The organism is Streptomyces sp. CoH27, from assembly GCF_020181035.1.
GTDB classification, from domain to species: Bacteria; Actinomycetota; Actinomycetes; order Streptomycetales; family Streptomycetaceae; genus Streptomyces; species Streptomyces camelliae.
This window is the reverse complement of sequence record NZ_JAIQYY010000026.1, coordinates 88573-103323: the sequence shown is the minus strand read 5'-3', so window position 1 is coordinate 103323 and position 14751 is coordinate 88573. Positions and strand designations below refer to the sequence as shown.

Here is a 14751-nt window from a genome sequence, read left to right as displayed (position 1 = left end):
CAGCGGTCAGCGGTCAGCGGTGCGTACAGTTTTCAATCCCCTGCGGCCTCGACCGTCTTCTCCCGCCCCATTGTGTTGCTCCTTGCGCCCCTTTACTGTTCGACTTTGCCTGAGTCTGTTTGATGTTGATTGCTCAGGCGGTATGGAGGCCGCAGTGCGGAGTAATCGGTTCGGTTCAGAAGCTGCAAGACCCGGTCGCCGTCGGTGGTGGAGGCCAGTGCTCGCGACGGCCGCGACCGTCGCCCTGGCCGCGGGCACGACCGCGCCCGCCGTGGCGCAGGACGTCGGCGGGCAGGCACCCGCCACCGCGTCCGCCGCCGGTCCGCGGGCGCACACGGTGAGTCTCGACGGCTATTCATTCCTCGTCGACGGCAAGCGCACCTACCTGTGGTCCGGCGAGTTCCACTACTTCCGGCTCCCGAGTCCGGACCTGTGGCGCGACATCTTCCAGAAGATGAAGGCCGCCGGGTTCAACTCCACCTCGCTGTACTTCGACTGGGGATACCACTCGCCGAAGCCGGGTGCGTACAACTTCAGCGGGGTGCGTGACGTCGACAAGCTGCTCGATATGGCCGAGGAGGCCGGGCTCTACGTGATCGCGCGCCCGGCACCGTACATCAACGCGGAGGTCGACAGCGGCGGTCTGCCCGGCTGGATGACCACCAAGGCCGGGCACAACCGCAGTGACGACCCTCAGTTCCTGAAGTACGCGGACGAGTGGCTGACCCAGATCGACCGGATCATCGCCCGACACCAGCTGACCAACGGCACCGGGTCCGTCATCGCCTACCAGGTCGAGAACGAGTACTACAACGGCTCGGCCGCCGGCCGCTCCTACATGAAGCACCTGGAGGACAAGGCCCGCGCCGACGGCATCACGGTACCGCTGACCGGCAACAACAACGGCACCTTCAACTCCGGTACCGGCGCCCTGGACGTCGACGGACCGGACTCCTACCCGCAGGGCTTCAACTGCTCGAACCCCTCGAAGTGGAACGGCGTCCCCGACATCAGCTACGACCACCCGGCCGGCAAGCCGCTGTACTCGCCGGAGTTCCAGGGTGGCGCCTTCGACCCCTGGGGCGGGCCGGGCTACGACAAGTGCGCCCAGCTGATCAACGACCAGTTCGCCAACGTGTTCTACAAGCAGAACATAGCCGTCGGCGCCACCGCGCAGAGCTTCTACATGACCTACGGCGGCACCAACTGGGGCTGGCTGGGCATGCCGGAGAACTACACGTCGTACGACTACGGGGCCGCGATCCGCGAGAACCGTCAGCTCGATCCGAAGTACTACGAGGACAAACTGATCGGGTACTTCACGCAGTCGGTCGACCCGCTGACCAAGACCGAGGCGATCAGGTCCACGCCGCCGGACGGCTCCGCGGTCGTCGACACCGCTCGGATGAACCCCGACACCAAGACCCAGTTCCACGTCCTGCGGCACGGGAACTCCACGTCCACGTCGGTCGACAAGACCCACATCTCGCTGGACTTCAACGCCCAGCCGTCCGCGGACACCACCTACACCTGGGATGACCCCGACTCCGCGCTGCAGTACGCCGGTTCGTGGTCGCACGTGGCCGACCAGAGCTACACCGGCGGCGACTACAAGCACACCGAGTCGTTCTCCAACAAGGCCGGTGACTCGCTCACCGTCCCCTTCGACGGCACCGCGATCCGCTGGATCGGCCCGAAGACCAACAACCACGGCTACGCCGACGTCTTCCTCGACGGCACCAAGGTCGCGACGGTCGACGACTCCGGCGGCGAGAACCAGGCGGTGATCTTCCAGAAGACCGGGCTGACGTCCGGAGCACACACACTGAAGATCGTCGTCAACGGGAACCACAGCTCAGGGTCCACGGACAACTACGTGTCCATCGACGCCATCGACGTATCGACGGCCGCCAACACGACGCCGACCTACCCCATCGTGCCGCAGCAGCCGGGCACGGCGATCACCCTCGACGGGCGCGACTCGCACGTGATCGTGGCGAACTACCGGCTCGGGGATTCACAGCTGCAGTACTCGACGTCGGAGATCATGACCCACGCGACCATCGGCAACCGGGACGTCGCCGTACTGTACGGAGACTCGGACAGCGACGGCGAGACCGTGCTGCGCTACTCCTCCAAGCCCACCGTGACCAGCAGCGGCGGCACGGTCACGACCACCTGGGACGCGGCCACCGGTGACCTGCGGCTGAACTACACGCACAAGGGCCTGATCCGCATCGGCATCAGCGGCGGCGAAAAGCGCCCGCTGCTGCTGCTCGTCGGCGACAAGGCCACGGCGAAGACCTTCTGGCGTCAGGACACGGCGACCGGCCCGGTGCTGGTGCGCGGCACCCACCTGCTGCGGACGGCGACCAGCCTGGACGACGGCCACACCGTGGCGCTCGCCGGCGACAACGCCGATGACAAGAACATCGAGGTGTTCACCTCCGCCGACCACGTCACCTGGAACGGCAAGGCATTGGACACCCAGGCCACCGGCGCAGGAAGCCTCGCCGGGAAGATCCCGATGGCTGCCCCGGTACACCTGCCGACGCTGACGAACTGGAAGCACGCCGAGGAGTCCCCCGAAGCGACCCCCGGTTTCGACGACTCCAGTTGGCAGGTGGCCGACAAGACGACCACCAACAGCGTCTCCGGCATCAACTCGCTGCCTGTGCTCCACGCGGACGACTACGGGTTCCACACCGGCAACACGTGGTACCGCGGCCGCTTCCGCGCCACCGGCAAGGAGACCGGCATCCACCTGGTCTCGGACTCCGGCGGAAACGCGCAGGCGTTCTCCGCCTGGCTGGGCGGCACCTTCCTGGGCAGCTCCACCACAGGCAGCGCCGACTTCACCTTCCCGGCCGGTTCGGTGAAGTCGAAGGGCGACAACGTCATATCCGTGCTCACCGTGAACATGGGGCACGAGGAGGACTACAACTCGACCAACGGCAACAAGACCGCGCGCGGCCTCACCAGCGCCTCCCTCGTCGGGGCACCGCTGACCTCCGTCACCTGGCGGTTGCAGGGCGTTCGGGGTGGCGAGGACCTGCAGGACCCGGTGCGCGGCCCGCTCTCGACCGGCGGCCTGTACGGCGAACGGGCCGGCTGGTCACTGCCGGGCTACCCGGACGGCAACTGGAACCAGGTGTCCCTTCCGACGACAGACACACGCCCCGGGGTCTCCTGGTACCGCACCGACGTCACCCTGGACCTGCCGCACGGCCAGGACACCTCGCTCGGGCTGACGTTCACCGACGACCCGTCACGCAAGTACCGTGCCACGATCTTCGTGAACGGCTGGCAGGTCGGCAACTACGTCAACTACCTCGGCCCGCAGCACACCTTCCCGGTGCCCAACGGCATCCTGAATCCGAACGGCCGGAACAGCATCGCCATCGCCGTGTGGAATCTGGACGGCAGCACCGGCGGGCTCGGCAAGGTCTCGCTCACCGACTACGGCAGCTACGCCTCGTCCCTGCGCGTCGCGCCGAACGACAGCCCCCGCTACGACCACCGGACGTACGCGATGCCGAAGCGTCCGGGAGCGGATGTCACCCTGGACGTGCCGGACACCGCTCAGTCGGCACAGGCCTTCACGGCCGAGGCGACGGTGCGGGTACCGAAGGACCGGCCGTCCGCATCCCGACTGACGGCCTCGCTCTCCGCACCCGATGGCTGGATCGTGAGCGCCACGAGCCCCACGTCGGTCAAGCGCGTGCAACCCGGCGAATCGGCCACCTTCACCTGGAAGGTCCAGCCGCCGGCCGGGAAGCTGCCCTCCGCCTCGGCACTCACCGCCAGGGTGCACTACCTGCAGAACGGACGGCAGGCCTCCGGCGGTGACGAGCGCATCGTCGGCGGGATCCCGCCGGCTCCGCCGGCCGGGAAGAGCGCTGTGAGCGACCTGCCGTTCCTGTCGTCCACCAACGGGTGGGGTCCGGTGGAGCGCGACACCAGCGTCGGCGAACAGGCGGCCGGGGACGGTCGTCCGATCAGTATCGCCGGAGTCGGTTACGCCAAGGGCCTGGGCACCAATGCGGTCAGCGACGTCGAGCTCTACCTCGCCGGACAGTGCTCCCGGTTGACGGCGGACGTCGGTGTCGACGACGAGACAGGCGGTGCGGGAACGGTGACGTTCTCCGTGATCGCCGACGGCAAGACCTTGGTGACCACGCCGACGCTCCGCGGCAAACAGGCCGCGGTGCCGATCGACGTCGACGTCAGCGGCGCCCAAGTGGTCGACCTCAAGGTCGGTGACGCCGGCGACGGCAATGGCAACGACCACGGAGACTGGGCGATGCCGACGCTGACGTGCGGCTAGATGTGCAGCTGACGGACGCCTGCGACAGTGGGTCCCGGATCTTCTGTCGCAGGCGTTCAAAGGGGGTCCCGTCGGCCCCGGCGATCTGACGCGAAGGACAACTCCAACGGCTTGCTCCAGCCCACTCCGTCTCCGGCTCAGGGACCCGGACACGCGGAGCCCAAGGGGGCACCGTCCTGGGGACGGCGGTTTTCGACGACGGCGCCGTGGAGCAAACGCGAAGCAGGTAGTGACGGCTGCCCACTCGGCTTCCTGCTGACTCCTTCGGCCGTCGCGGCATCGAGACCGGACTGCGGCTCGAAAGCCCGAGGCCGTTCGCCACGCTCCGCCAGATTCCCGGATCCTGGCTCGTACAACAGCGGGCCGGGCACCGAGGGTCGGGATGAGCGCGAGGTCCGAGGCTTGTCCCGGACCGTGGCGGCCCGTGGAGGTTGCCACCCAGGGCACGGGCCTCGATTCGTACGGGCTGTAGCTGAACCACGCTGTGCTGATCGGCTCCTGCCGCTGGGCGTGGTGGTCCCCGGCTCTGATCGGTTTGCCCGCCGGTACGTCGACGGCGCAGTGGTTCGTGGTGAGCATGTACTTCGCCTTGGCGGTCACACGACACCGAAGCCCGGCGTGCAGTGCTCCGTTGCAGCCGTCCCGTTCATTGCGGCGCTGGGGTACCCGAGCCACCGGGTCATCCGCGCACCTGATGGTCTTCAGCTGCCTCGCGAGGAGGCCGCCTTCTCCATCTCGATGCGTACCGACGGCGCGTGCCACCGGACCAGCTCCCCGACCGGGGCCCGGGCCCCGCTGCGGAGCCTGGGAACGCCTCCACGCCGACGAAGACATTACACGCCGCTCCTCATCAGCCATGACACCGTGCGGGGCGACCTCCGCTCGGGGCGCGATGAGGTCCTACGGGTCACCGCGGCACCCCTGGCGGTGCCCCACGGGGTGATTGCGGCGCCGGCAACGCGTACCTCCGCTCGGCGCTGAGGACACCCCGGCACCCTTCTTGCCACCGAGAGACTCGCGCTCGCATGTGAGCAGGTTCTTGACCCCGAAGTACAGAATTGGCTAGCCTCCCACTCATGGGCAGGCCCAAGCAGTTCGATCCACAAGCCGCCGTTGGCGAGGCTATGGAAGTCTTCTGGCGCAAGGGGTATGCCGCAACCACGCCGCAGGACCTGGTGGACGCTCTGGGTATCGGCAAGGGGAGCCTGTATCACGCCTTCGGGAGCAAGCGGCAGCTTTTCCTGCTCGCACTGCGACGGTACGGCGACGCCCAGGTGGCCGCACTGACGGAGCGGTTGCGGGGGTCGGGTCCGGTCAAGGACAAGCTCCGAACCGCGCTGCGGGATCTGGCGCAGTTCGATCTCACGGACCCGTATCTACGCGGCTGTATGGCCGTGAACACGTCGGCCGAACTTACCGGCGCAGGCGAGGAGGCAGCCGCTGTGATCCGAGGCGTGTTCGACCGGATTGAAGGCGCGCTGCTGGCGGCGGTCGAGGAGGGCCTGCGCACCGGGGAGATCGACTCGCGTCGCGATCCGCAGGAGATCGCGAGCGGGTTGCTGGCCACCATCATCGGCATGCATGTGCTGGCCAGGACCGCCGACGGCCCCGAACGCCTGACGCGGATCGTCGCCGCGGCGATCGCGGCGCTGTAACACCGTCCAAGCCCCTGCTGAGAACACCATCCAGCCCGTGCCGGAACGGGCACACTCTCACCACACCACAGAGGTGGTAGTCGTGGTCAACATCGGATTCTTCGTACGTATAGAGGTCAAGCCCGGCCACCAGGCCGCCGTCGAAGCACAGCTGAAGTCGGCCCTGCCGCAGGTCGAGGCGGAGCCCGGCACGGTCGTATGGATGGCCCTCCGCCTGGGCCCGACCACCTATGCCGTCGTCGATGCCTTCCTCGACGAAGCCGCCCGCCAGGACCACCTGGAGGCAGGCCGCGCACGGTTGGCGGCCCATCCCGAGCACTTCGCCGTGCCACCAGTCATCGAGACCACGGACGTCATCGCCGCCAAGGTGCCGACCGCCGGCATCGGCTGCCCTGGGCCAGCCAGGCGGTAGCGCTGTGCCGGGCGTCGCCCTTGTCCTCGGGTGCGACGGTGTCCTGCAGATCGACGACGCCCCGGTCGGCGCCGGCCGAAGCCGCCTTGTCGATTCGTCGATCCGTGGTCCCTGTAAACGGACAGGCCGCCGCCACCACGGGTGTCCACGGCCACGCCGACCTGTACCACCGTTGGACCGAAACCCCACCTGCTGCTTCTGGTCTTGTCGTGTCTGGTGTGATCATGGCGTCGGAGCCCTCCTGGACAGCCCCGTTCACCGGGCTGAGCCCACCTCGGTTTGCGCCAGGGCCCGGCCCCGTCGGCCGTGCCAGGGTGATCGCCGATGGCGGATACCGGGGCACCGGCCTGGTCATCCCGCACCGTCACGAGCGCGGCCAGGCCGACCTCCCCGACTGGAAAGAGGAGCACTATGCCTCTCACCGCAAGGTCAGGGCCCGTGTCGAGCGCACCTTCGCCCGCATGAACACCCGACAGTGCTCAGGAAAGCTGCCCAGCTGGACTCCCCTCTGCATGAGCGCAGGTCCCTCCACCCTGGCCAGATGAGGACCATGTCGGCCTGTTTGTTGAACCTCTGAGCCGGATGCCACGTACCAGTCACGGCGAGTGGCGCTGTGCCGCCCGCCGTGCCGCCAGGGAAACGGGTCGGCGGGCACACGCATGTCGCAGGTCGCATGGGTGCTGCGCCTCCCAAGTCGTCGGCGGCGCACGGTAGATCGCGGGCTCAGAGGAAGGATCGAACGATTCCAGTGGATTCGAGTCGTACGGTCGGCAGTTCGCTCGACTTGACCACTCCAACGGGGCAGGAGGCTACGACGGGCGGAGCACGGGTCCGTCGGCAAGTGCTGGGCCTGGATGGTCTCCGCGGCCTGGCTGCCCTGTATGTGGTCCTGTTCCACTGCTGGCTGTACACCTTCCCGGGGTACCCCGACAGTTCGGCGCCTCCGTGGCTGGAAGGACTGATGTTCGGGCGCCTTGCCGTCGTCTTCTTCCTGGTGCTGTCGGGATTCTCCCTGGCGATCTCTCCGGCGCGTCACGGCTGGCGGTCGGGTGGTGTCAGCCAGTTTCTGCGCCGTCGCGCCTGGCGCATCCTGCCTCCATATTGGGCAGCACTCACCTTGAGTCTGACCATTTCCTGGTCACTGGTGCCGGCTTCGCACTCCGGATCGCCTACCGGAACGTCAATTCTGGTGTATGGCCTCGTTGCACAGGACGTCTTCATCGCTCCGACACCGAACGGCGCATTCTGGTCGATCGGAGTGGAAGCCGAACTCTATCTCCTCTTCCCTCTTCTCCTCCTTATTCGGCGGCGGTCGAGCGCGGCGGTCCTGGTCGCGTGCGTGACACTTCCAGTGATCGCTCGTGGCCTGATGGCAGCGGGCGCATCCCCCGTGGAGGGCGACAACTGGCTCGCCCCACATCTCGCTCCCGTGTTCGTCGCAGGCCTGGTAGGCGCAGGCATCGTCGTCGCGTCTGACAGAGTTCGAAGCCTGCCCTGGGGATGGTTGGCTGTCCTGGCCGCCCTGCCCGTCCTGGCTCTCAGCGTCATGCAGGGTTCTGTTTGGACGGTGAACCACTACTTCTGGATAGATCTCGCCATCGCTCCCGCCATGACGATGCTGCTCGCCGCAGTTGCCACCGGCCGACCCGCCATCCTGATACGGCTTCTGACCACGCGCCCCATTCGGAGCCTCGGTAGCTTCTCCTACAGTCTCTACCTGATCCATCTGCCGATCGTCATGACCGTAATTCGCCGAGTGGCCCCGCATTTTGTCTCGCCTGGCCTGCCCGTATTCTGGTTCACTCTCGTAGTGGCCCTGCCCGTTTCAGTGCTCGGGGCATGGCTCTTTTCCAAGATCTTCGAGATACCGTTCAAGCGGAACAGGTCGTGGCGATCTTTGATCGAAGTCCTACCGCGAGGTCGCCTGCGCACCGGGGCCGGACTCCCCCGGTGACGGCGACGGAGGCAGTCCATTCTCGGCATGCCTGGGCGCGGACCGCGTCCCGCTGTGCGCAAAAGCGGCGGTGTCCAGCAGGACGTCCCGAAGCTCCCGGGTAACACTGCCGCCCGCAAAGTCGACGAGGTCGTGGCGGTGGGCGTCGTACGCTTCCGCCAGGCTCCTGTGGTCCGAGATGAACGTGCGTCCGGCCTGCACCTACGAGGGAGAGCAGCGGGCCGGACGCTTCACGATGGCATGCGCCCCAGCACGACGCGGGGCGAATTGGGAACACCCAGGAGATGCTTCACGAGCCCCGCACGGAGTCCCGGAGACGGTCGAGGTCGATGTGACGGCTTCAGCGGATGGAATGCCGGGGCTCGCGGGGGCCCGAGTGCGCGTCCATGCGGCCTTCGATGACGAGGTTGTCGTCTTCGGTGAGGCGGGCGATGTGATCGGTCTTGTAGAAGCCGTCGGGAGTGAAGGCGCGGGTGTTCTGGTCGGGGGCTTTGTAGTAGCCGCGCAGCGTGGAGGGGCCGCGCGTCCAGAGCTGACCGGGAGTGCCCGCCGGTACGTCGGTGCCGTCCAAGTCGGTGATGCGAATCTCGTCCCCGGGCGAGAGGGGGCGACCCTGCGTGTGATGGATGACCTCGTCGGAGTCGGTGAGGCGGGTGAGGGAGAGCAGTCCCTCAGGTATCCCGAAGATCTGTTGGAGGCGGCAGTCGAAGGCCCGCTGGATGCGTGCCGAGACTTCGGGATGGGGGCGTGCGCCGCCGACCTGCATGAGGCGCAGGCTGGAGAGGCTGTACTGACCGTGGCGGAAGGTGTCCAGCCACAGTTGCGCGACAGCGGGGACGAGGGAGGTGACGGTGACCTTCTCCGTCTCGATCACGCGCAAGGCATCGGCGGGGCCGGCGGTGTCGATCAGCACGACAGTGCCGCCGGTGGCGAGGGTACCGACGATACCGGGACAGCCGAAGGTGACATTGGACTCGGCCGGGAGGGCCGCGAGGTAGACGTCTTCGGGACCGAGGTCGATCAGGTCGGCTGCGGCTCGGGTCTGGTAGGCGTAGTCGTTGTGTGTGCGCGGGACCAGCTTGGGTGCGGACTTGCTCCCGCCCGATGCCATGAAGAACGCGACGTCGTTGGGGTTGTACGTGCGGTCCGGGTCGCTCGGAGCGTCCACCGAGCGGAGCGGGAAGAACAGACATCCGCTGGGAGATGTGGCGAAGCCTCCTTGGGCGCCGTCGGGACCGTCGAGGATGAAGGCACGGCGCAGACGCGGATGGTCGTAGCTGATCTCCGCGGCCATGTTGGCATGGTCGAAGCCGCGGTGGAGGCTGGGGCCGATGTAGGCGGCGGCTTCCGCGATGTGGGCGAGATATCCGATCTCGTCGGCGCGCTGAGAGGTGGGAGCGAACACGGGGAGGGCGCCGGCACGCATGAGGGCGTAGACGGTGATGACGAACTCGGGCACATTCGGGAGCTGGACGATGACCCGGTCGCCGGGCCGGATGCCCCGGAGCGTGAACCCGGCAGCCACGCGGTCGACACGGCGGTTCAGTTCGCGGTAGGTGAGGCGACGATCTCCATGGACGAGGGCGGTGCGGGTGGCGTACGTACGGGCGTGCTCGGCGAGGAGCTGGGGCAGGGCCACGCCCTGGTAGTAACCGCGGTCGTAGTAGCGGCCGATGGTCTCGGGCAGGAGCGGGGTACAGCCGTCCAGCATGGTGCAGACTCCTTCCTGGTGGCATGTTTCGCCGACCGTGCGTACTCGTCCCGCGCGATCCGTGCCTACCTGCGCCGGCAGATCGCCAGTGTTCCGGATACGTTCCCGTGTCGGGCAGTAGAGGATCACCTGAGGAACGGCCTGGTGCAGCGGTGTGGTCGACCAACAACGGCCTGGGATCGCCGCCGTAGCTCGGCGGTGCGCTTGCCGCGTTCCGAAGACGGTCCCGGCGAAGCGCGCCCATGCCACTCCCTTGGGCAGGACGTCGCGGACATGGACGTCGTACACCCGGCCGGCAGCCCCGCCCTCGTCCCCGACGGGGGAACCGGCAGGAGGGCGCAGTCAGAACCAGACTCGGCAGGACAGCAGCCCCAGGCCGGCCGCGGCGGCCTGTTGCCACACCCGCAGCGGGCGGTCGAGGACATCAGCGGAATCCTCGTCCCCCAGCCAGTCTTCGATGCGGCCCAGCACCTGCTCCCGCTCCGCTGCGGACAGAGCGAACACGGACTCGACGGTCTCCAGGCGGTCGCGCACCTCGGCTGCGGTCAGCACCGCGTCGCCCGCCCAGCCCGGCAGCATGCGGGCTCGCCGCGGACCCAGGCCGTGGAACAGGGCTGCCACCGGATTGTCCTTGCGCACGGAGGTGATGTACGGCTCGACAGCCTCGTCGAATCTCTCCCACAACTCCATGACGTGGAGCTCACACGAATCGTCCAGGGCGTCGAAGGGCGATGCGTTGACCATGCCGTACAGATGCAGTGCCTCGTCGGTGCTATAGCCGTCGGGCCGCGACAGCGGCACCGCGCCGCCACCCCGGGCCGCATCCCTCTCCCAGCGCGACCAGGCCTGCCGTGCCGATGGGCGCTCCCCCATCTCCTTGATCGCCGGCAGCGCCACCGAGGCGATCTCCGCCACCGTCTCGTCCCTCAGCGCTCCCACCGCCCACCAGCTGGACATCCCCACGCCGCTCGCCTCTCCCCCGCATCTGACGCTCGCCAACCCGGTACCCACCCGGCCACGGCCCGGGCCGAAGCCCGCAGTCGTATCCACATGATGGCAAGGGGCACTGACAACGCCCGGTCCGCGGCCGTGCCTGATGGCGAGCTCACGGCGGACCGCCCCCGGGCACGGACTGCCGCCCGACGACCACCGCCTGCGCGAACACGTCTCACAAGACGGCGGAAGAGATGTTCCCGCCGGGCAGTTGGGGCTGCTGCCGGAGCACGTGGGCGACAGGCCAGGCAGCAGAGGGCAAGACCTGCGCCAGCTCATGGCGTACGCGGTCGGCTTCACCACGGGCCTGCGCCGGCACATCACCGCGCTCTGCGACAAGGCGGTTGAATATCGGGGTTTCCTGGAACACGCTGGGATCTGCCTTCTGAGGTGGGCGCGCACGGCAACGGCCGAGCCGCAAGCCGATCATATGACGGATCGAGTATCCAATGCCGCGAGCAGGGACGGTGACCAGCAGAACCCCGAGCAGGCTGGTCCTGTCGGCCAACGGCTGGGTAATTGTCACGAGTTGTGGATCGATGGGCGGGGTGTGGAGGAGACCTGCTGGGCCTGTGGGGCTCCCGTGCGGGCGCCCTCGGCATATGCCCCGGCCCGGTCTCGGCAAATGATCTCCACTTCCGGATGGGCTTGCAGCCATGCGGCCAGCGGTTCGGCATCCCGGCCGGGCAGCACGTCCACCGGACGCCGTTTCTCCAGATCCACCAGGATCGTGGCGTACGAGTCGCCCTTACGCAGCGCGAAATCGTCGACACCGAGCACGCGGATCTCACCCACAAGATCTTCCGGTACAGCCACCGACCGCAGCATCCGCAAGCCGTCGCATGTACCGGCCGTGCACCCGGACCGACGCACTACCGCAATGCGGACAGTGCGCACCCGCCGAGCGGGCCCGCGCATGCATCGTGACCATCCCAGCCGCGGTCCGCTCGACCAACTCCACCACGACACGGGCCAGATGAGGGAACAACGTCTCGAAACTCCGCGAAGAACACGCGAGCCATGATCACAGCCGTCACTGACACCGACAGCGTGAGCGCAGCCTGGGACCTGCGCGCCGCGCAGATCCCAACAAAGGGCCGGGCAGCGCGGGTTCGGCCCCATGCGGCATCATGGCCGGTCAACGATGGCGTACAGGCTCAGCGGGAAGATCGCTGGGTATAGTGCAGGCATTTCGGGGGACCGGCGACCTGGAGTCGGTCGACCTCACGCGCCACCTCGTGTTCATCGGCATCCGGGGCCCTGGCGGAGCCCCGATGACCACATCGCTGAGGAGGCCGTCCCATGGAACCCGTCACGCTGATCACCGGTGGCTCGACCGGAATCGGCGCCGCCACCGCCCGCGCCCTGCTCAAGCAGGGCCACCGCGTGGCCGTCACCGGACGTGACGCGGACAAGCTGGCCGCTTTCGCTGCTTCGGCCGCAGCGGGCGAGCGGCTGCTGACGATCACCGGCGACACCAGCGACGCGCACGACGTCGCCTCCGCCGTGCGCCACGTGGTGGAGGCGTGGGGCCGACTGGACAACGTCATCGCCAATGCCGGTTTCTCACTGCCCGGCAACCTGGAGAGCCACGCCCCCGAGGACATGCGCGCCATGGTCCTCACCAACGTCCTGGGCCCGGCCCTGCTGGTGCGGGAGACCCTGCCACACCTGCGGGAGTCCAAAGGCCGGATCGTGATCATCGGTTCGGTCGCCGGGGTGCGCAACACGCCTGGCAACCTGTACTCGGTCACCAAGTGGGCCGCGCACGCACTGGCCGAGAACACCCGGCTGCTCGTCGGCATGGACGGGGTCGGCGTGACGGTCGTCGCTCCCGGGGTGGTGGACACCCCGTTCTGGGACGAGCGCGGCGGCACCCCCGAGGCGGCGCCGGTGATGACCGCCGAGCAGGTGGCGGACACGATCGTCTTCGCCGTCGATCAGCCCGCGGGCGTGGACATCAACCACATCACCATGCGGCCGACCGGACAGGTCGGCTGACGCCGCGCTCCCAACGACCGTACGACAAGGCGCTTTCGGCCCCGCCGCACACCACGCGGTGCGGGCCGAAGGCCGGTGAGCACGCCCTCAAATGCCAGGGGCAGGGAGGTCACTTTGCGCAGCCCGGCGAGATCCTCCCGGGTGATCGAGGCGTCGAACTGCTCCTTGGTCTGCCGGGCGATGGCCGGCTCCCCGTCCCGGCTCCCCGCCCCGGTTGCGTGGGGGGCGGCCATCACGTCGTGCGCCACGTTGACCGCCCGGATGCCCGGCGCACTGCGAATCCGTTGGCGGCGCCCCGCGAACGGAACGCCACCCTGGGCGCGTCGACGGTGAGGACCAGCGCGGAAACCGGCGGCCTCGGCCCGGCGGATCAGGTCACGGCGCTTGAGCCAATACAACTGCATCCACAGCGGGCCGGTGGCCACGGCGGCGATATCCACTGACACCTACCGCGTCACAAGATCAGCGCCAGAGTCGAATTTCCCGTTCGCCAGGGAGACTTGCGCGATGGCCTGCCCTTGTCCAGGGAGCATGCACCGCCGGCGGATGCACGCCCCGGGCAGACACCCGCGCGTTCCGGGACCCTGCCCGGCTACCCCACTTCATGGGACGCGATCCGATCACGATCGGAGAGACAGAACCGAAGCGGCCGAGTCGCTCAATTGCCGTACCGGAAGCTTGCCTCTTTCCATAATGGAAACTAGCCACTACTCTTTCCGACATGGAAACTCACGGGGTACAGCTGACGCCGGAGCAGGCCCATGCCGCCCTGGCCGACACCGCGCACATCCGGGCCTCAACTGCGGCAGTGTCGGCCACACCGTGGCCGAACTGGTTCTTCGTCACGGTCACGCTCTACACCGCCGCGCTCCCGATCACCTGCGGAGGCGTCATGGCAGACTCGGACTGGCTGCTGCCGCGCCCCGCATGGATAGCCATCCTGCTGACGAGTACCGCGGTGTACGCGGCGCTCTTCGCCGTCGCGGCGAGGGCGTGGCGCAACAAGACCGGGGTGGCGCTACGGTTCGACGTGCTGCCGAAGCGGGCGACCGTGCCGCTCGCGGTCGGCCTGCCCGTGCTGCTGGTGGGGGCAGCGCTCGCCTTCCGCGTCACGGGACGGCCGGTGTGGCTGATCGCGGCATCGCTGATCGGTGCCGCCGTGTCCGTCGGCTTCCACGTTGCCTTCGCCCGCCTGCACCGGAAGACCCCGTGAGCGCCGAGATCCACGACCGGCTGGAGGGTTTCGACACCACCATCCACGCCCCGAACCGGCTACGCATCTGCGCCCTCCTGGACGCTGCGGGCGAGGCGGAGTTCGGACTGGTCCAAAAGCAACTCGACCTCTCCGCTTCCGTGCTCAGCAAGCACGTCACCGTGCTGATGGGCGCCGGCTACGTCGAGCAGCGCAAGGCCGTCCGCGACACCCGGCAGCGGGTGTGGCTCCGGCTGACCCGGCAAGGCCGGGACGCATATCAGGGGCACCTTGCGGCACTGCGGGCGATAGTGGGGCCGTCGGATCCGGCTCTCTGATCACGACCGGAGCCAGATGAGGACCGCGGCGGAGCGACCGTGCCGACGTAGACGCTTCTGCGTCGAGCCCGGAGGCCGTCCGCCGCGTGAACCCGTTGCAGGCGGGCGGCCTTGAGGTCTCTCAATGCTGGGCACGGAGGCCACCGCGGCGCGGAAGGCGGTCGACCG

The 14751-nt window shown here is 68.1% G+C and carries 11 protein-coding genes and 2 pseudogenes; 8 read left to right on the top strand and 5 right to left on the bottom strand.

Annotated features, from left to right (window positions below; translation table 11 throughout):
• Window positions 1-154: 154 nt before the first annotated feature.
• From LE548_RS35615 to LE548_RS35595, 5 genes and pseudogenes are all read left to right on the top strand, one after another.
• Window positions 155-4327: a beta-galactosidase gene (locus LE548_RS35615; RefSeq protein WP_225101161.1), complete on the top strand. Its 4173-nt coding sequence runs from the start codon at window positions 155-157 to the stop codon at window positions 4325-4327.
• A gap of 1076 nt (window positions 4328-5403) precedes the next feature.
• Entirely contained in the window at window positions 5404-5982 is a 579-nt protein-coding gene (locus LE548_RS35610) for a TetR/AcrR family transcriptional regulator (RefSeq protein WP_225101160.1), read from the top strand.
• Window positions 5983-6064: 82 nt separating this feature from the next.
• Window positions 6065-6394: a putative quinol monooxygenase gene (locus tag LE548_RS35605; protein ID WP_225101159.1), complete on the top strand. Its 330-nt coding sequence runs from the start codon at window positions 6065-6067 to the stop codon at window positions 6392-6394.
• Between the two features lie 299 nt (window positions 6395-6693).
• Window positions 6694-6864, top strand: a pseudogene (locus LE548_RS35600) (transposase); the annotation flags it as partial.
• Between the two features lie 371 nt (window positions 6865-7235).
• On the top strand, window positions 7236-8348 hold the full coding sequence (locus LE548_RS35595; protein WP_225101158.1) for an acyltransferase: 1113 nt from the start codon (window positions 7236-7238) through the stop codon (window positions 8346-8348).
• A gap of 340 nt (window positions 8349-8688) precedes the next feature.
• Here the strand turns inward: LE548_RS35595 and LE548_RS35590 are convergent, their stop codons facing one another.
• From LE548_RS35590 to LE548_RS35575, 4 genes and pseudogenes are all read right to left on the bottom strand, one after another.
• A complete protein-coding gene (locus LE548_RS35590; protein WP_225101157.1) occupies window positions 8689-10059 on the bottom strand; it encodes an AMP-binding protein in 1371 nt (456 codons plus the stop codon).
• Between the two features lie 342 nt (window positions 10060-10401).
• Complete coding sequence (locus tag LE548_RS35585) at window positions 10402-10974, bottom strand: hypothetical protein (protein ID WP_225101156.1); 573 nt, start codon at window positions 10972-10974, stop codon at window positions 10402-10404.
• A gap of 253 nt (window positions 10975-11227) precedes the next feature.
• Complete coding sequence (locus LE548_RS35580) at window positions 11228-11578, bottom strand: hypothetical protein (protein ID WP_225101155.1); 351 nt, start codon at window positions 11576-11578, stop codon at window positions 11228-11230.
• 29 nt (window positions 11579-11607) lie between these two features.
• Window positions 11608-11838 (bottom strand): annotated as a pseudogene (locus tag LE548_RS35575) (transposase); the annotation flags it as partial.
• A 516-nt stretch (window positions 11839-12354) separates the two neighbouring features.
• Between LE548_RS35575 and LE548_RS35570 the strand changes: the two are divergent.
• On the top strand, window positions 12355-13053 hold the full coding sequence (locus LE548_RS35570) for an SDR family oxidoreductase (protein ID WP_225101154.1): 699 nt from the start codon (window positions 12355-12357) through the stop codon (window positions 13051-13053).
• Here the strand turns inward: LE548_RS35570 and LE548_RS35565 are convergent.
• Window positions 12993-13493 carry an alpha-hydroxy-acid oxidizing protein gene (locus LE548_RS35565; RefSeq protein WP_225101153.1) on the bottom strand — a complete coding sequence of 167 codons (501 nt, stop codon included), beginning with the start codon at window positions 13491-13493 and terminating at the stop codon, window positions 12993-12995. The two genes, LE548_RS35570 and LE548_RS35565, sit on opposite strands and share 61 nt — an antisense overlap.
• Window positions 13494-13774: 281 nt before the next feature.
• Here LE548_RS35565 and LE548_RS35560 point away from each other — a divergent pair, with 281 nt between their 5' ends.
• Complete coding sequence (locus LE548_RS35560; RefSeq protein WP_225101152.1) at window positions 13775-14266, top strand: hypothetical protein; 492 nt, start codon at window positions 13775-13777, stop codon at window positions 14264-14266.
• A complete protein-coding gene (locus LE548_RS35555) occupies window positions 14263-14583 on the top strand; it encodes a transcriptional regulator (RefSeq protein WP_225101151.1) in 321 nt (106 codons plus the stop codon). The genes LE548_RS35560 and LE548_RS35555 overlap by 4 nt, the downstream gene beginning before the upstream one ends.
• Window positions 14584-14751 lie beyond the last annotated feature (168 nt).

What these genes read in the sequence shown, in the direction of transcription:
- LE548_RS35590 (WP_225101157.1), bottom strand. Translation starts at nt 10,059, where the DNA reads ATGCTGGACGGCTGTACCCCGCTCCTGCCCGAGACCATCGGCCGCTAC.
- LE548_RS35560 (WP_225101152.1), top strand. Translation starts at nt 13,775, where the DNA reads ATGGAAACTCACGGGGTACAGCTGACGCCGGAGCAGGCCCATGCCGCC.
- LE548_RS35610 (WP_225101160.1), top strand. Translation starts at nt 5,404, where the DNA reads ATGGGCAGGCCCAAGCAGTTCGATCCACAAGCCGCCGTTGGCGAGGCT.
- LE548_RS35570 (WP_225101154.1), top strand. Translation starts at nt 12,355, where the DNA reads ATGGAACCCGTCACGCTGATCACCGGTGGCTCGACCGGAATCGGCGCC.